Genomic DNA, 24,179 nt, shown 5'->3' with positions numbered 1-24,179 from the left:
TATCAGATCGCGTATCGCGCCGGGTCATAGGCGCTCATGTCCATATTCGGGGTTCGGCCCGAAATCATCTGCGCCAGCAGGCGCCCAGTCTTTGGTCCGCCTGTCAGGCCGATATGGTGGTGGCCAAAACCGACGTAGGCGCCGGACAGGCCGGGAACTTCCCCAATCACCGGGATTGAATCCGCCGGGGCAGGTCGGGCGCCCTGCCATTCCTCTTCGTGTCTCCAGGTGACGCCCGGCAGGATGCGGCGCGCATTCCTGTGCAACAGCTCCAGCGGGCCTTTCGACGGCCCGGCTTCCAGCCCGCCGAATTCCACGATGCCTGCAATCCGGATCCGTCCCTCCATCGGGGTCACCACGCATTTGGCCGCTGCTACCATCACAGGGGCCTTGGGCATCGCCGAAGGCTCCCATAATTCAAGATGATAGCCGCGTTCTGCTTCCAGTGGTACGGAAATTCCCAGTTTCTCTGCCAGCGGCTTGGACCAAACGCCGGTGGCCACCACAACCGCGTCGCAGGGGATTGTCTCGCCGCCTGCGCGCACGCCGGTCACCGTGCCGTTTTCGCGCGCCACGTCCGTCACAAAGGCCTTGATCAGCCGGCCGCCATTGCCGGTGACGTGGGCCGCCAGGTCCTTCACGTACTGGCCGGGGTCCGTGATGATGCCGTGGTCCTTCAGCCGCGCGGCAAAGGTGATGTCCTGGGAATAGATGCCGTCATAGGCCCGGAACTCCGCTCCCTCCAACTCATCCCACTGGAAACCGTGTTTCTTGCGCAACCCCCAGCCAAAGGCATCCTCGCCGAAATGCGCGCGGTCATTATAGAGGAACAGGTAGTCCGAGGGTTTCAGGTGCCGTTCCGCCCCGGACCCAGCCGCCAGTGCCTGATGATCGGTCAGCGAATCCCCCACGATGGGCGCCAGTGCCGCAGCGATGCGGGCGGTATCGGCTGCATTGGCATGGCCCATGTATTTCATCAGCCATGGCGCCAGTTTCGGCAGGTACCCCCAGCGCATGAACAGCGGCTGCTCCGGGTCCAGCAGCATCTTCGGCGCTTTCTTCCATAGCCCCGGCCCGGTGACCGGCACGATGGAGCAGGAGGCCAGAATGCCGCCGTTGCCGTGGCTGGTGCCTTCACCCGGCCCCTTGCCGTCAATCAGGATCACCTGATGCCCGTCACGTTGCAGCTCAATCGCTGCCGAAACGCCGACAATGCCGGCGCCGATGATGGCAACGGTTTTCTTTCCCGCCGTCATGCCGCGACCTTCTTTGAGACCGCGTAACGGTCCAGCTTTTCAACATCCGGCTTGATGCCCAGGCCCGGTCCGTCCGGCACCACCACTTGACCGTCGACGACCTGGAAGGGGGTCTCCAGTATGTCCTCTTTCAGGAAATAGCTTGCCTGGTAGAACTCGCAGCCCAGCCGGATCTCTGGCGTGGCCGCAATCATGTGGGTGCCTGCCAGATGCGCCACCCCTGCTTCGAACATGTCGCCGCCATAGGCCGACAGCCCGTTGGCCGCCGCAATCCGCGCCACCGTCTGACCGCGGCTGAGGCCGCCCGATTTCATGATCTTGACCGAGACACCATCGCAGATGCCCTCGCGTGCCGCGCGCACCATGTCCTCCGGGCCAAAGACGCTCTCGTCCGCCAAGAGCGGCACATCAATCATCTGGCGCAGCTTTGCCATCATGCCAAAGTGATGGAACCGCACCGGCTGCTCGATGAAATCCGGCTTGAACTCCGCCACATCGCGGACCTGCGCAGGCGCGTCCTCGATGCTGAGGCCCTGATTGTAGTCCACCCGCACCCGGAATTCGGGGAAGTCCCTGGCAATCCGCTCCAGCCGCATGATGTCAAAGGCGTGATCCTTGAACCCGGTCTTCAGCTTGATCAACCCCACCTTGTCCGACTGCAGGCGGTGCAAAAGGTCCACGTCTTTCTCAAAATCCGGATCGGCAATCGAACAGCTGAGCGGGATGGTGCCGCGGCACTTGCCGCCGATCAGCGCCCAGACCGGAACCCCGGCAATCCGGCCGGTCAGATCCAGCAGGGCGGTTTCCAGTGCCGCCTTGGCCTCGGTGCAATGGGCCACGGCTTTGGCCGCATCCTCCATGATCGCCGCGCGGTCCGCCACCCGGCGGCCCTCCACCAGCGGCCGGTTGTAGCGGTCCAGCGCCGCAAGGCTGGCCTCGGGCGTGCCGGTGAAAACCGACCAGGTCGAGGCCTCACCAAACCCTTCGGCGCCGCCTTCGCTGCGCAGCCGGACAATCACAACTTCGCAGGAGCCCTCAACAGACCCGATCCCATGGTCGCGGCGCGACAAGACGGGCAGCGCGAGATGCCACAAATCCATCCCGGCAATCTTTTGTTCCAGCACTTTGATCTTCCTCCCAGGTGCGGGAAAAGCCTGCCTTGACTGGATCATCATTACCAATACAAAGAATTGGATAAGGTATCATGAAAAGTGATGAGCTGACATGTCTCTCCGCTTCCGCCAGCTGCAGGCCTTTCACGCCATTGTCGAAACCGGCACTGTTACCGGTGCGGCAGAGCAACTGGGGATCTCCCAGCCTGGCATTTCCAATCTGCTCTACCAGCTGGAGCGCCAGACCCGGCTCAAGCTGTTCGAACGCAGCAAGGGCCGGCTGATCCCGACACCGGAGGCCGGCGTGCTGTTTCAGGAGGTCGACACCGTGGTGCGCGGGCTGGACCACGTGGCGCAGGCAGTGACGGACCTGCAGAACAAACAGGCGGGTCAGCTGCAGGTGGCCTCGCAGCACTCCATGTCCTTTGGTTTCATGCCTGCGCTGATCGCCCGTTTTGCCCGTACACGCCCCGATTTGTCGATCTCCTTCCAGGCGCAGTATTCGCTGAAGATCCAGGAATGGGTGATCGCCGGTCTGTTTGAGATCGGCGTCTGCGAGATGCCGCTGATCCATGACGGGCTGGAGGTGCATCCAGTCAGCGTCGAAACCCGTCTGGCGATGCCTGCGGACAGTCCGCTGGCGGAACACGAGGTGCTGACGCCCGAATTGCTGGAGGGTGTGCCCTTCATTGTCATGGGGCCGGACCACATGACCCACCGCCGCACCCGGGAAGTCTTTCAGCAGGCAGGGATCCCTCTGAAAACCCGCGTGCATTCGCATATGTTCAAGAACCTCCTGAGTTTCGTGCAGGAGGGAATGGGGGTTTCGCTCCTCGACCCCTTCGTACTGGGCTTCGAGAGCGGCGGTGGATTTGTTTCCCGCCCGTTCCGGCCGCGCATCATGATGGATATGGCGGTGATCACCTCCAAGTCGCGGCCCCTGTCGGCAGTCGGGCAGGAGTTTCTGGCGCTCTTGAAGCAGGAGCTGGCACCCTACACTGCGCACCAAGAGTGACTGATCCGGGAATTGTATTCAATTCCGAATTCAATCTTGCCAAGGACCGGGCACCGCCCTAATTTGCTCCGCGGATTGAACACACGGCGGGAATGATGGCCAAACGCGAAAGCAATGTGGACAGGGTGTACGAGGCGCTGCGCCGGATGGCGGCGGATTTTGCCTTCAAGCCTGACCAGCGGATCAACGAAAGCGCCCTGTCCGAGGTGCTGGGCGCCAGCCGCACCCCGCTGCGCGAAGCGTTGAACCGGCTGGTGGCCGAGGGCTTTCTGACCTTCCAGAACAACCGCGGCTTCTTTTGCCGCCCGCTGACGCCCAGTTATATCATGGACCTGTATGAGGCCCGCGTGGCGGTGGAATGCGAAGCCACGCGGCTGGCCTGCACCCGTGCCCCGGATGGGGACATTGCCGCGCTGGCGGATTACCTGAACCGGATGGAGCCGGAGTACGAAAGCGCCACCGACCCGGAAGAACTGCTGGCGATGGACGAAAGCTTCCATGCCCGGCTGGCGCAGCTTTCGGGTAACAGCGAATTGCAGCGCATCCTGAACAACCTCAACGGCCGGATCCGCTATATCCGGCTCATTGACCTCAAACGCATGCGCGACCGGGCAGGGGGCAAGGCGCCGGGCGACATTTCGGCCCACCGCCAGATCGTCGAAGGCATTGCCGCCCGCAACACCGAGGCAGCCGTGTCGGCCATGCGCAGCCATATCGAGAAACGGCGGGAGGAGGCGACGGAAGCTGTCCGCATCGCCTTTTCCCAGCTTTACGTCCCGGACGAGTAAGGGGTTCACATGGAACACGGTGGCAAGACGGTCTTTGGCGCGGCGGTTGGCATCCTGATGCTGGAAACCCGCTTTCCCCGCATTTTTGGCGACATGGGCAACGCGATGACCTGGGACTTCCCGGTCCATTACAAGGTTGTGCGCGGCGCCAACCCTGAGAACGTTGTGCGCGGCAACCCCAAGGAGCTGGTGGACCTGTTTGTCGAGGCCGGCCGTGACCTGGTCGCCATGGGCGCCGATGGCATCACCACCAACTGCGGATTCCTGGCGCTGATCCAGGACGAGGTGAAACAGGCGCTGGGCGTGCCGGTGGCGACATCCTCGCTGATGCAAGTGCCGATGGTGCAAAACCTGCTGCCCGCGGGCAAGCGTTGCGGCATCCTGACTATTTCCAAGGCGACGCTGACACCTGCGCACCTTGTTGCCGCAGGTGTTGCGCCGGATACGCCCATTGCAGGCACTGACGGCCTCCGCGCCTTTACCCGCGATATCCTGGGTGACGCGCCCTCGATTGACTTCGAATCCTGCCGCCTGGACATGATCGATGCAGCCCGCGCAATGGTAGCGGACATACCGGATCTGGGCGCTATCGTGCTGGAATGCACAAATATGGTGCCTTACGCCCGCGACGTGAGGAAGGCCACCGGCCTGCCGGTGTTTTCGATCCATTCGTTTATCAACTGGTTTCAGGCTGGTCTGCTGCCCAAGGGATTTCCGCTGGAGCTGGATGATCCCCGGTTCTGATGGCGGTAACCCTTTGGTGGAAAATTGCTAATGAAATCTGAAGGATAAGGTCAGTCTTGCTGTCCAAATGTTTCGCGCGCGAAACATTTGGGCAGAACTGCTGACCTTTTTATTCAGCTCAAAACCAGCAGCCAGAACCACACGGTCAGGATGCTCGCCCCGGTGGCAATCAGCACCGACGACGCCGCCACCCGTTTGGCCCGCCCGTATATGTTGGCGAAGATATAGCCGTTGAACCCGGTTGCCATTGCCGCGTTCAAGACGCCCGACCGGAACAGATCCTGCGGCAGCGCCAGCGCCGACCCCATGGTCCAGACAATCGCCGGATGGATCATCAGCGAGGTGAAGCAGACAAACAGAATCGCCCGCATATCGCCTTCGGGGCGGTACTTCACCAGCACGCCGCCAAGAGCAAACAGCGCCGCCGGCAGTGCCGCGCGGATCAGCAGCGACAGTGCCTCATTGATGACCAGCGGAATCGCCAGCCCCGACAGGTTGACCGCAAACCCCAGCGTGATTCCCAGGATCAGCACATTGCGGAACATTGCGTTCAGCACCGATGTGACAGTCTTGATGCCGCCCGCCCCGCGGTTGCGCACAAACTCCATCGCGGTGATGCCGACGCCATAGCAGAACGGCGAATGGAAGGCGATGATTGCGTAGTTGCCGGTCAGGTTGTCCGGCCCGAAGGCGCGTTCGGTAATCGGCAGCCCCAGCAGCACGGAGTTGGAGAACAGGCAGCAAAAGCCGATGGCGATGCAGTCCTCCCACTCCCGCTTGAACAGGATGCGGGCGCCAAACAGTCCGATCAGAAAACAGGTGAAGGCGCCGGTATAAAAACTCGCCAGCAGCTGCGGATTGAAGCTGGCAGACAGATCCAGTTCCGCCATTGCCTTGAAAAGCAGGCAGGGGATCGCAAAGCCTTGGGCGAATTTCATTACCCCATCGACATGCGCCTGCTCCAGCACGCCCCGCGCGGTGGCGGCATAGCCTGCGCCGACAACCAGGAACACCGGCAGGATGACGTCAATCAGGCTTTGAAACAAATCCGGCCTCAAAATGCGTAAATGAAAAAGGGCGCAAGCGCGCCCATCAGATCTCCATCCGGATGACCATCCCGTCATAAGCAGGCGTGATGTGGTCCGGAGTCTCGGCCTCCAAAGTGGCGTAGTCCATGTCGATATGCATGTTGGTCAGGATGCCGCGCTTGGGCGCCATCTTTTCGAACCACTCCATTGCGTCGCTGAAGCTGAAATGGGTCGGATGGGGCGTGCGGCGCAGCGCGTCCAAAACCCAGACTTCCAGGCCCTCTAGTTCCGGCAGGGCGGCGCCCGGGATCTCTTTCACATCCGGCAGATAGGCCAGGCCGCCGATACGGAAACCCTGGGCATCGACAGAACCGTGCTTCACTTCAAAAGGGCGAAACGGGATTGCGCCGCCGGGACCTTCAATGGTGAACGGGCCGCTGATGGCCTTCAGGTCCAGGATCGGCGGGTAGGGAGAGCCCTCAGGCTGTGTGAAAGCGTAGCCGAAGCGGTTCAAAAGGTCATTCTGGGTCGGTCCGTCGGCATATACATCGATCCGCTGGCGCATGTTGTAATAGACCATGCGCAGGTCATCGATCCCGTGCAGATGATCGGCGTGGGAATGGGTGAAGACCACGGCGTCCAGGCGCTCGACTTCTGCATCCAGAAGCTGGTTGCGCATGTCCGGCGGAGTGTCGATCAGCACTGAGGTGGTGCCGTCCGCGTCAATGCGCTCCACCAGCATCGAGCAACGGCCGCGGCGGTTCTTCGGGTTCTTGGGGTCGCAATCGCCCCAATGGCCGCCAATGCGCGGCACCCCGCCCGATGAGCCCGAGCCCAGGATGGTAAAGCGCATCTCAGCCATCAGGCGGCAGCCTCATACTGGGCGGCTTTCCAGAACAGCCGGTCGAAGTTCTGCTGCGTCTGCGCGGCAAAAGCGGTGTAGTCCATGCCGAATACCTCGGCCCCCACCTTGGCGGTAAAGGCAGTATAGGCCGGCTCGTTCCGCTTGCCGCGGTAAGGCGGCGGCGCCAGATAAGGCGCGTCGGTCTCGACCAGAATGCGCTCCACGGGTGCAGCGGCAAAGATATCGCGCAGCTCCTGGCTCTTGGGGAAGGCGGCAATACCAGACATCGACAGGTAGAAGCCCAGGTCCAGGGCCGCCCTGGCCAGCTCTGCCGAAGACGAGAAGCAGTGCATCACGCAGGAATAGGCGCCGTTGTTCATCTCCTCGCCCAAAATGCGGGCCATGTCGTCGTCGGCAGCGCGGGCGTGGATGATCAGCGGCAGGCCGGTTTCGCGGGCGGCAGCAATGTGAATACGCAAGGACTCCTGCTGCACCACGGCGCTGTCGGCGGTGTAGTGGTAATCCAGCCCGGTCTCGCCGATGCCGACAAACTTCGGGTGTTTGGCCAGCGCCACCAGTTCGTCAACGGTGACCGGCGGCTCGTCCGCGGCGCTCATCGGGTGGGTGCCCGCGGCGTAGAACACCGGCGTGTGGGCCTCGGCAATGGCCCGCACGGAGGGCTCGTTCTTCATCTTGGTGCAGATCGTCACCATCCGGGTCACGCCGGCCTCTGCTGCGCTGGCGATCACCTCATCCAGGCGGCCTTCGAAGTCCGGAAAGTCCAGGTGGCAATGGCTGTCCGTAATCTGGGGGGGCGTCTCGGTCATGAATCCTCTGGTGCCGCTTGCGCCGCGCCGGATGCCTAGCGCGCCGCGGTTTCCTGCATCTTGAAAACCGTATCTAGGACAAGCGCCGCGGGGTCAAGGTTCACCGCTTGCCCGTGGCGGGCACGCGCTGTCACTTCCGCGGCAAGGTCGGCCCAGGCGCGCGCTTTGCGCGGATCGGGGGACAAGCGCTGCAGCATCGCTGCCTCCTGCGGTGCCGCTTCCGGCGCTGGCGGTGCGCCGGTGGCGCCGGTGCGCGCCAGCCGGGCCAGCGCCATCTCGGTCAGCGACAACAGCAGCTCGAATTTCTCAGCCGCACCGCGCTGGGCGGCGGCCTCGGCCAGCGCCATGGCGCGCTGGCGGTCCAGCCGCGGCATGGAATCGAGGATCTGCACCAGTTCGGCATAGATCTTGAGCCCGCCCAGATTGATCAGCCGCAGCGCCGCGCCGACAGAGCCGCCAGCAAGGGCCGCGAGATTGTCCATATTCTGGGGCAGCTCGACACCTGATTGCGCCAGCGCCGCCTCCATGTCCGGCGCGCTGAGCGGCCCCAGCCGCAGGGTGCGGCAGCGCGAGCGGATCGTTGGCAACAGGCGCGACGGCTGGTGCGAGATCAGCAGGATCGTGGTGCGCGCCGGCGGCTCTTCCAGCATTTTCAAGAGCGCATTGGCGGCGCTGACATTCATGTCGTCGGCGGCGTCAACGATCACCACCCTCCGCCCGCCGTCGGTGGCCGACAGGCCAAAGAAGCGGTTGAGCTTGCGGATGTCGTCCACCACGATCTGGCTGCGCAGCTTGCCCTTGTCATCGTAAGAGCGGGTGATCGGCGCCAGTCCCGGTTCCGCCAGCGCCTGAATGCGGTGGGAGACCGGGTGCTCTGCGTCAATGTCCAGCGTCTGCGGCGGGGGCGGGGCGCCGAACAGGCCCTCCTCGGCCGGCGGCGTTGCCAGCAGGAAACGGGCGATCCGCCAGGCCAGCGTTGCCTTGCCCACCCCCTGCGGGCCGGTCAGCAGCCAGCCGTGGTGCAGGCGGTCGGAAGTGTAGGCGGTCAGGAAATCCTGCTCTGCCGCCTCTTGCCCGATCAGCCGCAGGGTCTCGCGCGGATGCGGTGCGCCCTCGGCCTGGTCGGCGCGGGGAAGGTCTTCGTCAGCGCTCATGCCCCAGTTCCCTTCAGGGCAGCTTCCGCCAGCTTGCGTACATCGGCCGCAACCTCCTCTACCGGGCGGGCGCCATCGACCACCCGGAAGCGGGTGGCAAATTCCTGCGCCAGCGCCAGGAAGCCCGCGCGCATCTTCTCCTGCAGCTCGACGCCGAAATCCTCGAACCGTTCTTCCGTGCCCTGCCGCCCTTTGGCGCGGGCCAGGCCTTCGGCGGGGTCCATGTCAATCAGCAGGGTTAGGTCCGGTTCGCGCCCGATCATCAGCTTGTGCATCTGGTCCACCGCTGCACGCAGATCGCCGCGGGACAGCCCCTGATACATCCTTGTGCTGTCGGCAAAGCGGTCGCAGATCACCACCTTGCCAGCTGCGAGGGCGGGCTCGATGGTGCGCTCCAGATGGTCGCGGCGCGCCGCCATGAACAGCAATAGCTCGGTTTCTGCCGACCAGCGGTCAGGATCGCCCTCCAGCACCAGGCGGCGGATTTCCTCGGCGCCGGGGGAGCCGCCAGGTTCTCGCGTCAGCACAACATCCCGGCCCTCCGCCTGCAGCGCCTCGGCCAGCAGGCGGCATTGGGTGGACTTACCGGACCCGTCGATGCCTTCGAAGGTGATGAACAGGCCGCCGCGCCCCGTGTCCGCTGTCACAGCGCCCCCTCGGGACCGGTCAGGAATTGCTTGATCAGCACCTGTGCGGCGGTTTTCACGCGCACCACAAATCCGCCTGCCGGCACATCGCTTTCGGCCACCAGCGGCAGCCGCACCTCCGGCAGTTCCTCGGGCTGCAGCACCAGTTCGGCCAGCCGCTGGCCTTGTGCTACCGGCGCCTCAATCGGGCCGCTGTAAACAACTTCGCCCTCGATGGTGCCGCCGGCCAAAGACGGCAGCAGGATTTCCAGATCCTCGGCCGGCACCAGCCCTACCGATCGCTCGGCCCCCCGCCAAATCTCGGCTTCGGCGATGGGGATGCCCTCTTTGGCAACGGTTTTCTTGGTAAATTGGCGAAACGACCAGTTAACGAGGGCTTCTGCCTCCTCTGCCCGGGCGCGTTCGCTGTCCAGACCGGAAACCACAAAGATCACCCGCCGGTCGCCCTGCTTGGCAGAGCCGACGAGGCCATAGCCCGCTTCCTCGGTGTGGCCGGTCTTCAGCCCGTCAGCGCCGATGCCCAGCTTCAGCAGCGGGTTGCGGTTGCGGACATTGGACGGCGCGCGGCCGTCAAATTCGAACTTGGTTTCGGCAAACAGCGGATAGTATTCCGGGAAATCCTCGATCAGCCGCTCGGCCAGGATTGCCAGATCATGCACCGACATCCGGTGCCCTGCGGCGGGCCAGCCGTTGGAGTTGGCAAAGGTTGAGGCGGTCATGCCCAGTTCCTGGCCGCGCTTGGTCATATAGCGGGCGAACCCGGCCTCGGTTCCATCCGGGCTCAGCGCCTCGGCAATCACCACGCAGGCGTCGTTGCCGGACAGCACGATGATGCCGCGCAGCAGGTCTTCGACCCGGACCCGGTCCAGCGTGTCCAGGAACATGGTCGAGCCCTTGTAGCTCATCGCGTGCTCGCTGACCGGCAGGGTCTCGTCCAGCGTCAGCCGCCCGTCGCGCAGGGCCTCAAATGCCACGTAAAGCGTCATCAGCTTGGACATCGAGGCCGGCGGCAGCGGCACGTCGGAGTTCTTGGACAAAAGCACCGTGTCGGTGCCTGCATCCAGCACATAGGCCGCGCGCGCCTTGGTATCAAAGGCGGCGGCGGACAGCGCCGACAGGCTGACCGCCAGCCCGGCAGCCAGGCCCATGCGCAGCGAAGATTTCAGGGCACGCGCCAGGCGCGCGGTGCGGGGATCAGTTTGAGACTGCATAGGCATCCGCGAATCCGGTTTCCTTCACGCTTTGCAGCAGCTGGCTGCGTTCGGATTTGTTCTGTGCCGGGCCGACCAGCACCCGCCAGAAGGTCTTGCCACTGGCGGATTGCTCACGCACTTCCGGCACCATGCCGGCGCTGCGCATCATGTTGGCGGTCCGTTTGGCATTGGCCTCGACACTGAAAATGCCGATCTGGATGAACGGCTTGCTCAGCGAGGATTTCTGCCGCTTGGGGGCCGCGGCGGCGGCAGGTTCTGCCTGGGCAGGGGCCGCAGCAGAGGCGGCTGAGGGTGCCGAGGCTTCAATGGCAGCCGCGGCGCCGGCAATCGGGTCCAGCGGGGTTTCAGAGATCTCGCTTCCGGCCAGCGCAACCTCGGTCACTTCCGCACCTTCCGGCAGGGCGGCATCTCCGGTTGCGGTCTCTTCCGGCAGCGGATCGGGATCAACCTCCTCGCGCCGCAGGGCGGTCACGTTCAGCTCCACCGGGGCGCCTGCCAGTACACCAAGTGCTGCGGCGGCATCAGAGGACACTTGCAGCCGCGGCCCAGGGATTTCGCGCTCGCGCCGGAACAGGGCGCCGATCACGAACTGGCCATTGGCATTGTTGCGGATGATCACCCGTTCCGGGTCTTTGGTATCGGGATGCGCCACCCAGACGCCGCCGATCGAGGGGCGGCCGTCCCACAGGCCCGCTTCGGTCACCTGGAACACATCCGGCGCTTCCACGTCGCGTTCCACCAGCTTGGTGCTGCTGGAGGCCTTGACCTCGCCTTCCGCCTTGGGTTTGGGCTCCAGGAACCCCAGCTTCGGCCCGTCCTCGCAGGCTGCCAGGACCAACAGGCCCAGGGCCGCCGCGGCGATCCGCGGGGCGTGTTTTGCTCTCGACACGGTGTCTGTCATGCTCTCATCCTTGCCTGTGCCCGCGGCGCTTCTGCGCCCCTGCCGGAATGCCCGGTCTTCTTGATTTGGCGGCATGATAGCCTGCGCTTCCGGTCATGAAAACCCTGCCGGGCCGCAGCACAAGGGAAAGCCTCAGCGGCGGCATATTTCCGCGCGCCGGGCCGCCGTTCAAAAATTTCCCTTGCGGGCTGGTTGCGGGCCTCGGATTTCCCCTTGCCTCGCCCGGCGTTGCATCCTAAACCGCTGACGGACCGGGGAGGTGGCAGAGTGGTCGAATGCGGCGGTCTTGAAAACCGTTGAACGTGAGAGCGTTCCCAGGGTTCGAATCCCTGTCTCCCCGCCACTCAATCCAGCCCGGTAACATGAGAGCCGCTGCAATAGCGGCCGGTTTCAGCTTTTTCGCAGCAGATAGATGTCCATGATCCAGCCGTGCTCGGCGCGTGCCTTGGCGCGGGTTGCGATGATCTGCTCTGAAACCTCTGCCAGCCGGCCTCCAACGGAAATCTGGTTTTCCATCCCGGCATAGGCGGTCCAGAAGATTTCCACGCCCTGCGGCGCGATGGACTGAAAGGAGCATTCCCCGTCCAGCATGATCACCAGCGTATCAGCACTGTCCGGCCAGCCGTTCTCGCGCAACTGCCGCCCGGTGGTGATGGTGAAGGGGGCGCCGATTTCGTTAACCGGGATGGCATGCGCTGCGGTCAGCGCCTGGATCGAGGTGATGCCGGGGATCACGGTCAGTTTGATTTCTGCCAGCCTTTTCAGCCGCTCGGCAATCCGCATGGTGCTGTCATAAAGCGACGGGTCACCCCAGACCAGAAATCCGGCCTTGCCGCCATCCGGCAGATGGGCCGTGATGTTCTGCCACCAGATTTCGGCGATGGCGTCGTGCCAGTCGTCCACCCGCTTGCGGTAGCTCTTGGTGGCCTCGTCGCGCACCGGCAGGGCGAACTCGACTATTCTCGGCCCTTCACCCTGGATTGCGCGCGCGCAGATCTCGCGGCGCAGTCCCGCAAGGTCGTCCTTGCCCGCGCCCTTGTTGGGGATCAGGATCACATCCTGAGCGTTCAGCGCGTCCATCGCCTGCAGCGTCATGTGCTGCGGGTTTCCGGTGCCTATGCCGATCAGGGAAAGCTCAATCATGACATGGCCTTTCACATGAAAACACGGCCCTCTATGGGGCCGTGCCATTTGTCTTGCAAGCAGGGATTTACAGCTCAGGAGCCCTCGCCTGCGGGAAGGGTAATCTTCGCTTCCACCGGCTGTCCGTCCACCAGCAGCGCGCTGTGGCTGTTGGTGTTGAGCGAGACCTTGACCTCAGCCCCGCCGGGCAGGGCAGGTATATGCATCCAGCTGGCGTAGAGCCGGGCGAGTTTCTCGCTGTTCACATAGACATGCGCGTGGCCTTCGCCGTCCACGTCCACGGCAGAGGCGTTCTGCGGGGCAAAGCGGAAGTTCTGCGGCGTGACCTGCAGGATCCATCCAGCCATCGGGTCCTTGTGCAGCTGGATGGCGACGCTGGGCGCATCCGGGCCAGCCGCCAGGCTGACGGTCTGGGAATGGTCATGCGCCGCCATTTCACCATGACCGCCGCCGTGATGCGCCGGGTCGCCGTGATCATGGCCGTCGAAGGTGATGCCATTGCCGGCAGCGGTCACAAAGCCGGCGCCGCCGCCAAAGATCAGGCCGATGGCAAAAAGAGCAAGAGAACGGGACATCATGTCATCCTCGAAAAGAAAGCTCCCGCCTGGGCAGGCCCGGCGGGAGGTGTCAGGGGATCAGGCTGCGGCTTCCGCGCGCTTGCCTTCTGTTTGCCAGAAGTAGCCGGAAAAGCTGCCCAAGAGCACCCAGGCGGCCATGCCGATGCCGAAGGTACGGGCGGCAAACAGCGCGCCGATTTTGGTCGGGACCGGACCGGAGAAGCTCTCCGGCTCAGGTGCGCCAACGATATGCGGGGCCATCAGCAAAAGGGCAGCGACCAAGTAGCTGACCAGGTTGCCGCCAAAGGCAATCAGCCACATGGCAACGCCGGCCGCGGCCACGGTGACGGTCCACCAGGCCTGGCGCACGCCCACGTCAGCAGCAGCAACACTCGGCACCTCAGGCGCCAGCGACAGGCCGGGGGCGAAGTGGAAGGTGATGAAACCCGCCAGGCCCCACATCAGGCCGGTGCGTGCGTTGATCTCATGGCCCTGGCGTTCTGCCACAGACATCAGCGCCGCCATCACCAGCGCATAACCGGTGTAGGTCAGCATGGTGAAGATGATGCTGAGGCCATCGCGCACCGGTTCGGCGAACATGCCGGGCAGGTCGGGATGGGCGGTTACGGGGTCAGCGCCGAAATGCACCAACTCGCCGCCCTCGTAGAACTCGGCGTGGAGCAGCACGGGCTACACGAAATACAGCTGCAGCAGGGCGGTAATCAACCCTGCTGCAGCGCCAGCGAACAGGCCGCTGGTCAGAATGCGACTGAACATGGCCTTAGTGGCAGGGGAAGCCAGTTGCGTGGCGCACATCATGCGCGGCGTCTCCAGCGCTGCGGCGACCTGACCGGGCAGGGCAGGGTCGGCGTCGCGGCAGGTGCGGCACAGGGTGAGGGTGGGCATGCTCATACGGCGGGCAGATCCTGATCGGCCAGCGGCCCGTACAGGATCAGCACCGGCGCCTTGGTCTCCATCGCACGCAGTGTCACGGGCAGCTCGCCCACGGTGTGGCAGAACAGTTTCTGCTCAGGAGTGGAAACCCCTTGCGCCACCAGCGCGTGGGTGTCCGCGGGCAGGCCCGCTTCCATCAGCTTCTCTGCCAGGTCGGCAAAGGTGCGTTTGCCCATATAGACCACGGTGGTGGCATGCGGGTCGGCCAGCGCTGCCATGTTCAGATCGTCCGGCAGCCCGCCTGTCACGTCATGGCCGGTGATGAACTGAAGCCGCCGCGCCGTCAGCCGCCGGGTCAGCGGAATGTTGGCTGCTGCTGCCGCCGCCGAGGCCGCGGTGACGCCGGGCACGATCTCAAACCCGATGCCCGCCTCGCGCAGTGCCGTCATCTCTTCCTCCAGCCGCCCGAAGACGCCGGAGTCCCCGGATTTCAGCCGCACCACATTGAGGCCGCTCTGAGCGTAATCGACCAAGAGCTGGCTGACGTGATCCTGCTTGGGCGAGGGGCGGCCGGCGCGTTTGCCCACCCCAACCAGATCGGCGTCAGCACGGGCATGGCTCAGGATTGGCCCCGACGACAGGTCGTCGAACAGCACCGCATCCGCCGCTTCCAGCCGCTTCACCGCCTTGACGGTCAGCAGCTCCGGGTCGCCGGGGCCGGAAGAGACGAAGCTCACAAAACCGCTCATGCCTGTTCTCCCGTGATCAGGTGGAAGAAGGTGCCGGTGACGTGGCCCTTGATGGAGCCGGTCTCCGGCACTGGGCCGCCGTCGGCGTCCATGACATTTGCCAGCGGCGCGTCAGGCTCTTCCAGAATGGTGGAGTAATGGAACTCATGCCCGCGCAGTGCCGTGCCTGCGTCAAAGCCCGGCATCCCGGCCTGCAGGATGGCGCGGCGGTAGCCGAGGTGGAACTTGCGCTTTTCATAGGAGGTCACGAGGCCCAGAAGGCCCAGCATCTGGTGGCGGTTGCCTTCCTTGTCAATGAGCGCCTCGCCCAGGGCCATATAGCCGCCGCATTCGCCATGCACCGGTTTGGTCTCGGCGTGTTTTCTCACCCCGGCGCGGAAGGTCTCCGCCGCCGCCAGTGTGCCGCCGTGCAGCTCCGGGTAGCCGCCGGGCAGCCAGACCAGATCGGCGTCCGCCGCCGGGGCCTCGTCAGCGAGCGGCGAGAACGGCAGGATTTCTGCGCCCGCAGCGCGCCAGCCGGTCAGCAGATGCGGGTAAGTAAAGGAAAACGCCGCATCCCGGGCCAGCGCAATCCGTTGCGCGGGCGGTTTGGGCAGGTTTGCGGGCGCAGGCGCTTGACCAGCCAGTGCCGCGGCCTTGATTGCCTCCAGGTCTACATGCTCACGCAGGAAGGCGGCATAGCCCGCGATGGCGGCCTCCAGATCCGGATGCTCCACCGCCTGGATCAGGCCCAGATGCCGCTCCGGCAGGGTCAGGTCGCCGCGCCGGGGCAGGGAGCCCAGCACCTTGATGCCTGCCTTCTCCATCCCCAGACGCGTCAGCCGCTCATGCCGCGGGCTGGCAACACGGTTCAGGATGACGCCTGCGAAGGGCAGTTCCGGGTCGTAGTTCTTGAACCCCAGCGCGGTGGCCGCAGCGGACTGCGCCTGACCGCCCACATCGACCACCAGCACCACCGGCCAGCCCATGCGCTTGGCGGTCTCGGCGGAGGAGCCAAAGCCCGACTGCCCACGGGTCGCGACGCCGTCATAAAGCCCCATGGAGCCTTCACCGACGCAGATTTCCGCACCTGCAGATTGGGCAGTGACCGCATCCAGCAGCCCGCCATCCATCGCCCAGGTGTCCAGGTTGAAGCTCGGGCGCTTGGCAGCTGCCAGGTGGAATGCCGGGTCGATATAGTCCGGTCCGCTCTTGTAGGGCTGCACGGTCAGCCCGTCCTCGGCCAGCGCCCGCAAAAGGCCCAGCATCACGGTGGTCTTGCCGGTGCCTGAGGACGGCGCCGAGATCATCAGTCCGGGAGGGTTCATGCTTGTCATGGCCTTAGTCGTCCCCATGGCTCCAGCTCGACCACGGGCTGTCGGCGCTCTGCGGCCGGTAGCGGCGGTCGTAGTCGGTGGAATAGAGGCAGCTTTCTTCAAAGCCCTCGCCCTTCAGAACCGGCCCCACCAGGATCAGCGCGGTGCGGGAGATTTTTTCGTCCAGCGACTCTTTCAGCGTATCCAAAGTGGCGCGGATGATCTGCTGATCCGGCCAGCTGGCGCGGTAGACCACGGCGACCGGGCAGTCCGCGCCGTAATGCGGCGTCAGGCTGTCAACAACGTGGTCCAGATTGCCGATCGACAGGTGGATCGCCAGCGTGGTGCCGGTACGGGCGAAATTCTCCAGCGACTCGCCTGCAGGCATCGAGGACGCGCGGCCCGGGGTGCGGGTCAGCACCACCGACTGGCCGAGGCCGGGGAGGGTGAGCTCGGTCCCAAGCGCCGCAGCCGCAGCGGCAAAGGACGGCACGCCCGGGGTGACGCTCACCGGGATGCCCTCTGCTTTCAGGCGGCGGATCTGCTCGCCCATGGCGGACCAGACCGACAGGTCGCCGGAATGCAGCCGCGCCACGTCCTGGCCTGCCGCATGCGCAGCCTTGATCTCAGCCACGATGGCATCCAGATCCATCGCTGCGGTGTTCACGATCTTCGCGTCCGCCGGGCAGTGGCTCAGGATTTCCTCCGGCACCAGCGAACCGGCGTACAGGCACACCGGGCAGGCGGCGATGATGTCGCGCCCGCGCAAGGTCAGAAGGTCGGCAGCGCCCGGTCCGGCGCCAATGAAGTGAACGGTCATGGCTCAAGTCTTTCTGCTATGGCCGCGGTGGCAAGCCCATCCGCGGTGACAACTCTGGGGGCGAGAAGGCGCGCGCTGGCACCCGGCACCCCGTAGCGCGCGCCCGCCAGCGCCGCGGCTTCCGCCAGCGACCCGGTGCCGAACCGCGCCTTGATCCGGGGCGAGCAGGTGAGGGTCTGCTCCCCGGCAATATCTTGTTCCTGCAATGAAATCACCGGCAGGCCGATGCTGCGCGCAAATTCCTGCATGGCGGGCGCCCCGGCCTTCTCCGCGACAGAGGCCAGCGCATCCACCTGCGCGCCGGTCAATGCCAGTGCCGCCTGCAGATCTGCCGCTGTGGCGGCACTGCGAAACCCGATGCCTGCCACCTTCATCGCGTGGCGCTCCACTGAATCACGGGCCGCGCCCGCCGCCAGTCGCGCATGGAACCCAGGGGGCCTGCCTCGGCAATCTCGGCCTTCAGCAGATGCCCGCCGCGCGTGGCATGGGCCTGCATCAGCAGGGTCTCGGTTTCCAGTGTGACGCCATTGGCAACCAGCCGGGTGCCCTCGGGCAGGATGTTCCACAAATGGTCCAAAAGCTCTTTCGAGCCGCCGCCGCCGATGAAGACGCAGTCAGGCAGGGGCTGGCCGTCCAGCACCTCCGGCGCCTTGCCCAGCACCGGCTTCATCCGGTGGTCGAGGCCAAAAGCCGCGGCATTGGCGCGGATGTTCTCCAGCCGGCTCTCGCGCGGCTCAAAAGTGATGGCCTGTGCGCCGGGGGCGGCCAGGCACCACTCGACCGAGACCGAGCCGGAGCCGCCGCCGATATCCCACAGTAGTTCGCTTGCGCGCGGTGCCAGCGCCGACAGGGTCAGCGCCCGGACCGGCCGCTTGGTGATCTGCCCGTCGCTGGCAAAAAGATCATCCGCCAGCCCGGACGCCTGCGGCAGGCCCTTGCTGCCTGCAGATTCGACAGCCAAAGCAACAGGCGCCTGAATGCTCTGCAATTCAAACCCTTCGGCCTTGGCGGAACGCACCCGCTGGCGCGGCCCGCCCAGGCACTCCATCACCGTCAGTTTTGAGGCGCCGAAGCCCTCTGCGGTCAGCCAGTCTGCGAGCTCAGCTGGTGCGCCGCCGTCGCGCAGGGTGCAAATCACGCGCGTCCCGTTTCCAAGCAGAGACCGCAGCCGCGCATAGGGTGCGGCGTGCAGGCCAAGGCACAGCACCTCCTCCAGCTTCCAGGACAGATGGTTTGCAGCCAGCGCGAAGGTGGACGGCACCGGGTAAGAGACCCACTCGCCCGCCTCCAGATGCCGCGCCAGTGAGCCGCCGGCGCCATGCCAGAACGGATCGCCCGAGGCGAGAACAGCCACCTTGCGGCCGCGCATCGCCAGCACAGGTTCAATGGAAAACGGCACCGGCCAGGGCTGGCCTTTGCTGCCCGCACCCGCCAGTTCCAGGTGCCGCGGGCCGCCGAAAATCACATCGGCCTCCGCCAGCGCCTTCCGGCTTGCATCGCCCAAGCCTTCCAGTCCATTTTCGCCCAGACCGATTATCGTAAGCCATGGATCAGACATGACACGCATCCTTCTTCTGGGCGGCACCACCGAGGCCTCGGCGCTCGCCAAAACCCTGGCCGAAGCAGGCGCGGATGCGGTGTTCTCCTACGCGGGCCGTACCGCCAAACCGGTCAGCCAGCCGCTGCCCACCCGCATTGGCGGCTTTGGCGGCGCGGACGGGCTGGCGGATTACCTGCAGGCCGAAGGGATCACCCATGTGGTCGATGCCACCCATCCTTTCGCTGCGCAGATGAGCACCAACGCGGTGCAGGCCTGCGCTGCGGCGGGCGTGCCGCTCTGCGCCTTTGAGCGCCCGGCCTGGCAGGCGGGAGAAGGCGACCAGTGGGTTCACGCGGACAGCATCGAAGCGGCGGTGGGTGCTCTGCCTGACACCCCCGCGCGGGTGTTCCTGGCGATCGGCAAGCAGAACCTCAGCCAATTCGCCGCCAAGCCCCTGCATCACTACCTGCTGCGGCTGGTGGACGAACCCGAAGCGCCCCTGCCGTTGCCGCACACAACGGTCGAGATTGCCCGCGGGCCGTTTGACGTCGCGGGCGACACCGCGCTGATGCAGTGCCACGCCATCACCCATGTGGTCGCCAAGAACGCCGGCGGCGCGGGGGCCGCGGCCAAGCTCACTGCCGCGCGCACGCTCGGCCTGCCGGTCATCATGATCGGCAGACCCAAGGTGCCCGAGCGCCCCATCAAAGGCAGCGTGGCAGAGGTGATGGCCTGGCTGTCGCATGCCGCAGATTAACCCTCCGCCGCGTAGCGGGGGGTGTAGACGTAATTGCCCACCCTGCGGGTGTCGCGGTTGCCGACAATCACCACGGTGCGCATGTCCGCCATCTCGGGCGTGGCCTCCTTCAGCGGCACGGTCAGCAACTCCTGCCCGGGCTTGGTCACGTCGCGAGCGAAGGTGATCAGCGTGTCCGCGCCGCAGGCCTCGCGCAGGATCTCCAGCGCCCGGGCAAACTGATGCGGGCGTGACTTGGAGCGCGGGTTGTAAAACGCCATTGCCAGACCGGCCTCGCCAACCAGCTGCAGGCGCTTTTCAATGAGGCTCCAGGGCTTCAGGTTGTCGCTGAGGTTGATAGCCGCGAAATCATGCCCCAAAGGCGCGCCGATGGCGGCAGCGGCGGCCAGCATCGCGGTGATGCCCGGCAGCACCTTGATCTCCAGATCCAGCCATTCGGGGTGGCTTTCCGCGCTGTTCTCCAGCGCCTCGAACACGGCGGAGGCCATGGCAAACACGCCCGGATCGCCGGAAGACACCACGACAACGCGTTTGCCCTCGGCGGCCATTTCCAGGGCATGGGTGGCGCGGTCGACCTCAACCCGGTTGTCGGTGGCGTGCAGGGTCAGCCCCTCGCGCGGCTCAACCCGGTTGACGTAGGGGATGTAGCCAACAATATCGGTGGCTTCGCTGATGGCGTCGCGCACTTCCTGTGTCACCAGTGCCTCGTTGCCGGGGCCAAGGCCCGCGATTACGACCCAGCCGTTTTCTGTGTTGCTCATGGCCGGCGCCCCTGTCCGTGAACCAATACGATGGAGAAATAGGGCACCTCGCCTGTGATCTCCGACAGCTTCTGAACGGTCTGGCCGGGCATGGTGCCGCGTTCGACCAGCCAGGCTTCACCGGCACGGCCAGCCCGTTCCAGTGCGCGGCGCAGCTTGGGCAGGTTGCGGCCGATCTTCATAACCACCAGCGCGTCGGTTTCTGCCGCGCGCTTAGCCAGCTCATCCTCGCTGAGGGTCGCCATCGCCACGGTCAGCACGTCGTCGCCCCAGGTGATCGGCTGGCCGGAGGCGGTCCAGCAGCCTGACATGCCGGTGATGCCGGGCACGATCTCCTGCTCGGCGCGGCCCTGCAGCCGGGTGTAGAGATGCATGTAGGAGCCATAGAGGAACGGGTCGCCTTCGCAGAGAACCACCACGTCCTTGTCCTGCGCGATCTCCGCAAGCGTATCGGCCCATTGGTCGTAGAATTCCGCCAGCACCCGGTTGTACTCGGGGTCGGAGAAATGGATCTCGGTGGTGACGGGGTATTCCATCGCGTGTTCGGTGACGCCCTCGGCCAGCATGCCCTCGACGATGGCGCGGGCCTGGCCCTGGCGGCCGGCCTTGCGGAAGTAGGCGATGTGGCGGGCGTTTGAGATCAGCCGGTGCGAGCGGACGCTCATCAGGTCGGGATCACCGGGGCCAAGCCCTGCGCAGATGACTTTGCCCATGGTTACTCTTTCCAGCTCGCCAGCGCGTTCACCGCCGCGACGGTGATGGCGGAGCCGCCCAGACGGCCCTTCACGATCATCGACGGAACGGGGAGGTCTTCCATCAGTGCGTCCTTGGACTCCATCGCGCCAACGAAGCCCACGGGACAGCCGATGATGGCGGCGGGGCGGGGGCAGTCCGGATCCTTCAGCATGTTCAGAAGGTGGAACAGCGCGGTGGGGGCGTTGCCGATGGCCACGACGGCGCCTTCCAGTTTCGGGCGCCACAGCTCCAGCGCGGCGGCGGAACGGGTATTGGACATTTCCTTGGCCATCTCCGGCACCTTGGGGTCGCGCAGGGTGCAGATCACCTCATTGTCCGCGGGCAGGCGCGGGCGGGTGATGCCTTCGGACACCATATAGGCATCGCAGAGGATCGGCGCACCGTTCGCCAGGGCTGCACGGGCGGTTTCAGCCATGCCGTCGGAGAAGCGCACGTGCTCCTCCAGCCCCACCATGCCGGCGGCGTGGATCATGCGGACGACGACGCTTTCCTCGTCCTTGTTGAAGCGCGCCAGATCGGCTTCGCGGCGGATGGTGGCAAAGCTTTCGGCGTAGATCGCGGCGCCGTTGGTTTCATAGGTGTGGAGCATGTCAGCTGCCCTCTTTCAGAAGTTCGGGAGCGGCGCGCAACGCGTCGGCGCTCAGGCGGGTCTTTAGCGGCTGATCCGCGGCAGTGCCATTGCGGATCAGGGAGAATTCGTTTTCGCCGGTGGCGGACAGGGTCAGCGGTGCGGTTCCCGGGCAGGCACAGCCTTTGGTGCAGCCGGAAATATGAAGTTTGGTCCCCGAGGGAACGTGCGGCGCTAGGTCACGGGCCAGATCACGGGTTGCAGACAGCGCCTGCAGGCAGCCGGGCGCCCCGGTGCAAGCGACGACTTGCAGGCGCGGATCCGTTGCATCCAGGATCAGGCCGGGCAGGGGCGGCAGGCTTTCCGCGCCTTCCACCAGAAGCGCGCGCCAAGGGGTGAGGCGGATTTCGCCGTGGTCTGCCAACTGTGCCAGCGTTGCGGCGGGCATCTGGCCGAATTCCAGCGCCGCGAGAGTTCCTGCGGACACAGTGCCCGGCTTTGCGATGAAAGCGGTTCTTGCCACCGGTGCGGCATGTGCCGCCGGCGGCCCGCGGCGCGCAATGAGACGGTGCATCCGGCCGCGTCCCTCGGGCGCGCCGCCCTGTTTCAGGAACCAGCGGGCCAGGGCGAGAGCTTCGGGGACAGCGGATTCACGTGTGACGGGCAGGCCGATTTCAGCGCCGTCAGCGCGCAGGATCAGGGTGCTGCCAGAACGTTCGATGCGGATATCGGCAGCGGTGTCTTGCAGGACGGGTTCCGAGCTGCAGTCGACGGCAAAGCCGAACTTGCCGGGCAGGGTAAGGTTTGTTGCCGCGGTCAGCGCGGCGCTGAGCGTTATTGCAATGGCGTGGGTATCATCGCCGGGACCCCAGAACGGCGCGAGCAGGACATTGCGGCGGGCTTCAGCCTGCGCATCAGGGTCGATCAGGCCAAGGCCGCGCAAGGCTTCGATCAGGTCCTCATGCGCCTCTTCACGGATACCGCGCATCTGCAGGTTGGCGCGGGCAGAGATATCCAGTAGGCCGTTACCAAACTCTTCAGAAAGCCTTGCCACACCGCGCGCCTGGGTAACGGTCAGTTTACCCATTGGCGCGCGCACCCGCACCACCAGCCCGTCGCCCGACACCATTGGCCGCAGGGCGCCGGGGCACCAGCCGTAGACCTTGGGGGCGGCAGCGGCACTCATGCGGCGCCCTCCAGCTCGGCCATGATCGAGTTGCGCCGCGTGCTCCAGAGGCCTGCATCAAACAGGGCGCGGAATCGGTCGCGCATGGCGGCGAGCGCCTCCGGGTTTTCGCGCTCCATGAACGCCACCAGATCATCGCGGCCCAGGGTGGCCTCAAAATAGAGGTCGAAGAGATGCGGTTGCACCACCTGCGCCAGATGGGCAAAGGCGGCCATGTGATCGAGCGTCGCGGCGATTTCCGCCGCGCCGCGGAAGCCGTGACTCATCATTGAAGTGGCCCAGTCCGGATTGGCGGCGCGGGCGCGGGTGACGCGGGCGATTTCCTCGCCCAGGGAACGTGCCTGCGGCTTGTCGGGCCGTGTGGCGTCCATGTGGTAGAGCGCCGGTGTTGCTTGGCCGATGCGTGCCATGGCGGCGGCAAAGCCCGCTTCATGCGCGGCGTAGTCGGACGCGACCAGGAGGTCGGTTTCCGGCAGGTCCTGCAGGTGCACAAAGCTGTCGGCGCCCTGCAGGCGGGTTTCCAGCGCTTCGCGGGCGTCGGTGATTGCGCCCTTGGCGTCGATCGCATGGGAGGAGGCATTCAGCCAGGCCTCGCCCGCCGCCTGGCGCGCTGCATCGGTGTAGTCATCCAGATGCGGGTTCATCGACAGGCCGTACTGGCCCGGTTTGGGGCCGAAGACGCGCGGGGTCTCGGTGAGATAGGGGTTGTCGGCCTGGGTTTCCTCGCGGCCCGCCAGTGCGGCAGCGGCACTTTCGAACATCTGGGCAAGGCCCGGGAAGACGTCGCGGAACAGGCCGGACACCCGCAGGGTCACGTCGATGCGCGGGCGGTTCAGCATGGAGAGCGGCAGCACCTCGAAACCGGAGACGCGCTCGGAGCCTTCGTCCCACTTGGGTGCCAGCCCTGCCAGATGCAGCGCCATCGCGAACTCCTCACCTGCGGTGCGCATGGTGGCGGATCCCCAGAGGTCGATCACCAGCCCCTTGGGCCAATCGCCGTGGTCCTGAAGGTGGCGGCGCAGCAGCTCTTCCGCCAGCTTGACCCCTTGCGCATGCGCCGCCCGCGACGGCACCGCCCGCGGGTCGGTTGTGAAGAGGTTGCGCCCGGTCGGGATCACATCGGCGCGGCCGCGAAAGGGGGAACCGGAGGGGCCGGGGGTCACGATCTTCCCGTCCAGCGCGGCGATCAGCCCGGCGCGTTCCTCTGCCCCGCATTGGCCGGTGCCAAAGATGTGCAGCCCCTCGCCGTACTGGCTTTCCTTGATGTCGCAGACAAAGGCGTCGATGCGGGTGATCGCCTCGGCGGGTGAGGTGTCGGGCGTCAGGCCCAGATCCGCCTCAACCCCGGTGCCCTGCGCCTCGGCGCGGATGTCATCGATCAGCCGGTCGCGCCGCGCCGGGTCCAGCCCGTCAGCGGTGGAATACTCATCCAGCAGGCTTTCGAGCCGCGCCATGCCCTCGGGCAGGTTGGTCTGCGCCAGCGGCGGCGGCAAGTGGCCGATGGTCACGGCGCCGATGCGGCGCTTGGCCTGGGCGGCCTCGCCCGGGTCATTGACGATGAACGGGTAGGCGACGGGCAGCGGGCCGGTCAGCACCTCGGGCCAGCAGGCGCCGGAGAGGGCG

Annotated in this window: 25 protein-coding genes, 1 tRNA gene and 1 pseudogene; 5 read left to right on the top strand and 22 right to left on the bottom strand. The window is 65.4% G+C overall.

The genetic code is table 11. The features are described from left to right. Positions 1-2: 2 nt before the first annotated feature. Positions 3-1,256: an NAD(P)/FAD-dependent oxidoreductase gene (locus RA21_RS18540; protein ID WP_039151687.1), complete on the bottom strand. Its 1,254-nt coding sequence runs from the start codon at positions 1,254-1,256 to the stop codon at positions 3-5. Next, entirely contained in the window at positions 1,253-2,428 is a 1,176-nt protein-coding gene (locus tag RA21_RS18535) for an enolase C-terminal domain-like protein (protein ID WP_052257716.1), read from the bottom strand. The genes RA21_RS18540 and RA21_RS18535 overlap by 4 nt, the downstream gene beginning before the upstream one ends. A 52-nt stretch (positions 2,429-2,480) precedes the next feature. Here RA21_RS18535 and RA21_RS18530 point away from each other — a divergent pair, with 52 nt between their 5' ends. From RA21_RS18530 to RA21_RS18520, 3 genes are all read left to right on the top strand, one after another. Then, positions 2,481-3,383: a LysR family transcriptional regulator gene (locus RA21_RS18530; RefSeq protein WP_019298425.1), complete on the top strand. Its 903-nt coding sequence runs from the start codon at positions 2,481-2,483 to the stop codon at positions 3,381-3,383. A gap of 95 nt (positions 3,384-3,478) precedes the next feature. Continuing rightward, entirely contained in the window at positions 3,479-4,171 is a 693-nt protein-coding gene (locus RA21_RS18525) for a GntR family transcriptional regulator (RefSeq protein WP_039151759.1), read from the top strand. 9 nt (positions 4,172-4,180) lie between these two features. Then, entirely contained in the window at positions 4,181-4,915 is a 735-nt protein-coding gene (locus tag RA21_RS18520; protein ID WP_039151685.1) for an aspartate/glutamate racemase family protein, read from the top strand. A 113-nt stretch (positions 4,916-5,028) separates the two neighbouring features. On the opposite strand, the gene RA21_RS18515 is transcribed toward RA21_RS18520, so the two are convergent. The 7 genes from RA21_RS18515 to RA21_RS18485 are packed head-to-tail and all read right to left on the bottom strand — an operon-like array spanning position 5,029 to position 11,530. Then, on the bottom strand, positions 5,029-5,961 hold the full coding sequence (locus tag RA21_RS18515) for an AEC family transporter (protein WP_039151683.1): 933 nt from the start codon (positions 5,959-5,961) through the stop codon (positions 5,029-5,031). 46 nt (positions 5,962-6,007) lie between these two features. Continuing rightward, entirely contained in the window at positions 6,008-6,805 is a 798-nt protein-coding gene (locus RA21_RS18510) for an MBL fold metallo-hydrolase (RefSeq protein WP_039151681.1), read from the bottom strand. Then, positions 6,805-7,614: a TatD family hydrolase gene (locus RA21_RS18505; RefSeq protein WP_039151679.1), complete on the bottom strand. Its 810-nt coding sequence runs from the start codon at positions 7,612-7,614 to the stop codon at positions 6,805-6,807. Before RA21_RS18505 ends, RA21_RS18510 begins: the two co-directional genes overlap by 1 nt. Before the next feature lie 35 nt (positions 7,615-7,649). After that, the gene (locus RA21_RS18500) at positions 7,650-8,768 is read right to left on the bottom strand and encodes a DNA polymerase III subunit delta' (RefSeq protein WP_039136196.1); all 1,119 of its coding nucleotides are present in this window, start codon (positions 8,766-8,768) and stop codon (positions 7,650-7,652) included. Beyond that, entirely contained in the window at positions 8,765-9,415 is a 651-nt protein-coding gene (gene tmk / locus RA21_RS18495; RefSeq protein WP_039151677.1) for a dTMP kinase, read from the bottom strand. The genes RA21_RS18500 and tmk overlap by 4 nt, the downstream gene beginning before the upstream one ends. Beyond that, positions 9,412-10,563 (bottom strand): D-alanyl-D-alanine carboxypeptidase family protein, encoded by a 1,152-nt coding sequence (locus RA21_RS18490; RefSeq protein WP_052257715.1) that lies wholly within the window; start codon positions 10,561-10,563, stop codon positions 9,412-9,414. Before RA21_RS18490 ends, tmk begins: the two co-directional genes overlap by 4 nt. Positions 10,564-10,609: 46 nt before the next feature. Then, positions 10,610-11,530: an SPOR domain-containing protein gene (locus RA21_RS18485; protein ID WP_039151757.1), complete on the bottom strand. Its 921-nt coding sequence runs from the start codon at positions 11,528-11,530 to the stop codon at positions 10,610-10,612. Positions 11,531-11,783: 253 nt separating this feature from the next. On the opposite strand from RA21_RS18485, the gene RA21_RS18480 reads away from it, so the two are divergent. Continuing rightward, positions 11,784-11,873 (top strand) — tRNA-Ser (locus RA21_RS18480). A gap of 47 nt (positions 11,874-11,920) precedes the next feature. Here the strand turns inward: RA21_RS18480 and cobF are convergent. From cobF to RA21_RS18440, 8 genes and pseudogenes are all read right to left on the bottom strand, one after another. Then, complete coding sequence (gene cobF / locus RA21_RS18475; RefSeq protein WP_039151675.1) at positions 11,921-12,673, bottom strand: precorrin-6A synthase (deacetylating); 753 nt, start codon at positions 12,671-12,673, stop codon at positions 11,921-11,923. 74 nt (positions 12,674-12,747) lie between these two features. Then, positions 12,748-13,248: a hypothetical protein gene (locus RA21_RS18470; RefSeq protein WP_039151754.1), complete on the bottom strand. Its 501-nt coding sequence runs from the start codon at positions 13,246-13,248 to the stop codon at positions 12,748-12,750. Between the two features lie 60 nt (positions 13,249-13,308). Further along, positions 13,309-14,007: pseudogene (locus RA21_RS18465) on the bottom strand (CbtA family protein). Positions 14,008-14,138: 131 nt separating this feature from the next. Next, positions 14,139-14,873, bottom strand: coding sequence for a uroporphyrinogen-III C-methyltransferase (gene cobA / locus RA21_RS18460; protein ID WP_039151673.1), 735 nt, complete (start codon positions 14,871-14,873; stop codon positions 14,139-14,141). Beyond that, complete coding sequence (locus RA21_RS18455) at positions 14,870-16,189, bottom strand: cobyrinate a,c-diamide synthase (RefSeq protein WP_019298440.1); 1,320 nt, start codon at positions 16,187-16,189, stop codon at positions 14,870-14,872. Before RA21_RS18455 ends, cobA begins: the two co-directional genes overlap by 4 nt. Positions 16,190-16,193: 4 nt before the next feature. Next, positions 16,194-16,988, bottom strand: coding sequence for a precorrin-4 C(11)-methyltransferase (cobM, locus tag RA21_RS18450; RefSeq protein WP_039151670.1), 795 nt, complete (start codon positions 16,986-16,988; stop codon positions 16,194-16,196). Beyond that, complete coding sequence (locus RA21_RS18445) at positions 16,985-17,362, bottom strand: cobalamin biosynthesis protein (protein WP_039151669.1); 378 nt, start codon at positions 17,360-17,362, stop codon at positions 16,985-16,987. The genes cobM and RA21_RS18445 overlap by 4 nt, the downstream gene beginning before the upstream one ends. Next, the gene (locus RA21_RS18440; protein WP_039151667.1) at positions 17,359-18,546 is read right to left on the bottom strand and encodes a bifunctional cobalt-precorrin-7 (C(5))-methyltransferase/cobalt-precorrin-6B (C(15))-methyltransferase; all 1,188 of its coding nucleotides are present in this window, start codon (positions 18,544-18,546) and stop codon (positions 17,359-17,361) included. Before RA21_RS18440 ends, RA21_RS18445 begins: the two co-directional genes overlap by 4 nt. Here RA21_RS18440 and RA21_RS18435 point away from each other — a divergent pair. Continuing rightward, positions 18,545-19,285: a cobalt-precorrin-6A reductase gene (locus RA21_RS18435; protein WP_039151665.1), complete on the top strand. Its 741-nt coding sequence runs from the start codon at positions 18,545-18,547 to the stop codon at positions 19,283-19,285. The two genes, RA21_RS18440 and RA21_RS18435, sit on opposite strands and share 2 nt — an antisense overlap. Here the strand turns inward: RA21_RS18435 and cobJ are convergent. From cobJ to RA21_RS18410, 5 genes are all read right to left on the bottom strand, one after another. Next, positions 19,282-20,046: a precorrin-3B C(17)-methyltransferase gene (gene cobJ / locus RA21_RS18430; RefSeq protein ID WP_039151663.1), complete on the bottom strand. Its 765-nt coding sequence runs from the start codon at positions 20,044-20,046 to the stop codon at positions 19,282-19,284. The two genes, RA21_RS18435 and cobJ, sit on opposite strands and share 4 nt — an antisense overlap. Then, positions 20,043-20,759: a precorrin-2 C(20)-methyltransferase gene (locus RA21_RS18425; protein WP_039151661.1), complete on the bottom strand. Its 717-nt coding sequence runs from the start codon at positions 20,757-20,759 to the stop codon at positions 20,043-20,045. Before RA21_RS18425 ends, cobJ begins: the two co-directional genes overlap by 4 nt. Before the next feature lie 2 nt (positions 20,760-20,761). Continuing rightward, complete coding sequence (locus tag RA21_RS18420) at positions 20,762-21,391, bottom strand: precorrin-8X methylmutase (protein WP_039151659.1); 630 nt, start codon at positions 21,389-21,391, stop codon at positions 20,762-20,764. Between the two features lies 1 nt (position 21,392). Then, complete coding sequence (cobG, locus tag RA21_RS18415) at positions 21,393-22,556, bottom strand: precorrin-3B synthase (protein WP_039151658.1); 1,164 nt, start codon at positions 22,554-22,556, stop codon at positions 21,393-21,395. Then, positions 22,553-24,179, bottom strand: a 1,627-nt coding sequence (locus tag RA21_RS18410; RefSeq protein ID WP_039151656.1) for a cobaltochelatase subunit CobN, incomplete at its 5' end; no start/stop codon positions are given. The genes RA21_RS18410 and cobG, both read right to left, overlap by 4 nt.

The sequence above is a fragment of the Leisingera sp. ANG-DT genome (assembly GCF_000813785.1).
GTDB lineage: Bacteria > Pseudomonadota > Alphaproteobacteria > Rhodobacterales > Rhodobacteraceae > Leisingera.
This window is presented reverse-complemented; position numbering and strand designations above follow the sequence as displayed.

Excerpts from the sequence above, each read along its gene's own strand:
- RA21_RS18540 (WP_039151687.1), bottom strand. The coding sequence starts at position 1,256 with ATGACGGCGGGAAAGAAAACCGTTGCCATCATCGGCGCCGGCATTGTC.
- RA21_RS18535 (WP_052257716.1), bottom strand. The coding sequence starts at position 2,428 with ATGATCCAGTCAAGGCAGGCTTTTCCCGCACCTGGGAGGAAGATCAAA.
- RA21_RS18530 (WP_019298425.1), top strand. The coding sequence starts at position 2,481 with ATGTCTCTCCGCTTCCGCCAGCTGCAGGCCTTTCACGCCATTGTCGAA.
- RA21_RS18525 (WP_039151759.1), top strand. The coding sequence starts at position 3,479 with ATGGCCAAACGCGAAAGCAATGTGGACAGGGTGTACGAGGCGCTGCGC.
- RA21_RS18520 (WP_039151685.1), top strand. The coding sequence starts at position 4,181 with ATGGAACACGGTGGCAAGACGGTCTTTGGCGCGGCGGTTGGCATCCTG.
- RA21_RS18510 (WP_039151681.1), bottom strand. The coding sequence starts at position 6,805 with ATGGCTGAGATGCGCTTTACCATCCTGGGCTCGGGCTCATCGGGCGGG.
- RA21_RS18505 (WP_039151679.1), bottom strand. The coding sequence starts at position 7,614 with ATGACCGAGACGCCCCCCCAGATTACGGACAGCCATTGCCACCTGGAC.
- RA21_RS18500 (WP_039136196.1), bottom strand. The coding sequence starts at position 8,768 with ATGAGCGCTGACGAAGACCTTCCCCGCGCCGACCAGGCCGAGGGCGCA.
- RA21_RS18490 (WP_052257715.1), bottom strand. The coding sequence starts at position 10,563 with ATGGGCCTGGCTGCCGGGCTGGCGGTCAGCCTGTCGGCGCTGTCCGCC.
- RA21_RS18485 (WP_039151757.1), bottom strand. The coding sequence starts at position 11,530 with ATGACAGACACCGTGTCGAGAGCAAAACACGCCCCGCGGATCGCCGCG.
- cobF (WP_039151675.1), bottom strand. The coding sequence starts at position 12,673 with ATGATTGAGCTTTCCCTGATCGGCATAGGCACCGGAAACCCGCAGCAC.
- RA21_RS18470 (WP_039151754.1), bottom strand. The coding sequence starts at position 13,248 with ATGTCCCGTTCTCTTGCTCTTTTTGCCATCGGCCTGATCTTTGGCGGC.
- cobA (WP_039151673.1), bottom strand. The coding sequence starts at position 14,873 with ATGAGCGGTTTTGTGAGCTTCGTCTCTTCCGGCCCCGGCGACCCGGAG.
- RA21_RS18455 (WP_019298440.1), bottom strand. The coding sequence starts at position 16,189 with ATGACAAGCATGAACCCTCCCGGACTGATGATCTCGGCGCCGTCCTCA.
- cobM (WP_039151670.1), bottom strand. The coding sequence starts at position 16,988 with ATGACCGTTCACTTCATTGGCGCCGGACCGGGCGCTGCCGACCTTCTG.
- RA21_RS18445 (WP_039151669.1), bottom strand. The coding sequence starts at position 17,362 with ATGAAGGTGGCAGGCATCGGGTTTCGCAGTGCCGCCACAGCGGCAGAT.
- RA21_RS18435 (WP_039151665.1), top strand. The coding sequence starts at position 18,545 with ATGACACGCATCCTTCTTCTGGGCGGCACCACCGAGGCCTCGGCGCTC.
- RA21_RS18440 (WP_039151667.1), bottom strand. The coding sequence starts at position 18,546 with ATGTCTGATCCATGGCTTACGATAATCGGTCTGGGCGAAAATGGACTG.
- cobJ (WP_039151663.1), bottom strand. The coding sequence starts at position 20,046 with ATGAGCAACACAGAAAACGGCTGGGTCGTAATCGCGGGCCTTGGCCCC.
- RA21_RS18425 (WP_039151661.1), bottom strand. The coding sequence starts at position 20,759 with ATGGGCAAAGTCATCTGCGCAGGGCTTGGCCCCGGTGATCCCGACCTG.
- RA21_RS18420 (WP_039151659.1), bottom strand. The coding sequence starts at position 21,391 with ATGCTCCACACCTATGAAACCAACGGCGCCGCGATCTACGCCGAAAGC.
- cobG (WP_039151658.1), bottom strand. The coding sequence starts at position 22,556 with ATGAGTGCCGCTGCCGCCCCCAAGGTCTACGGCTGGTGCCCCGGCGCC.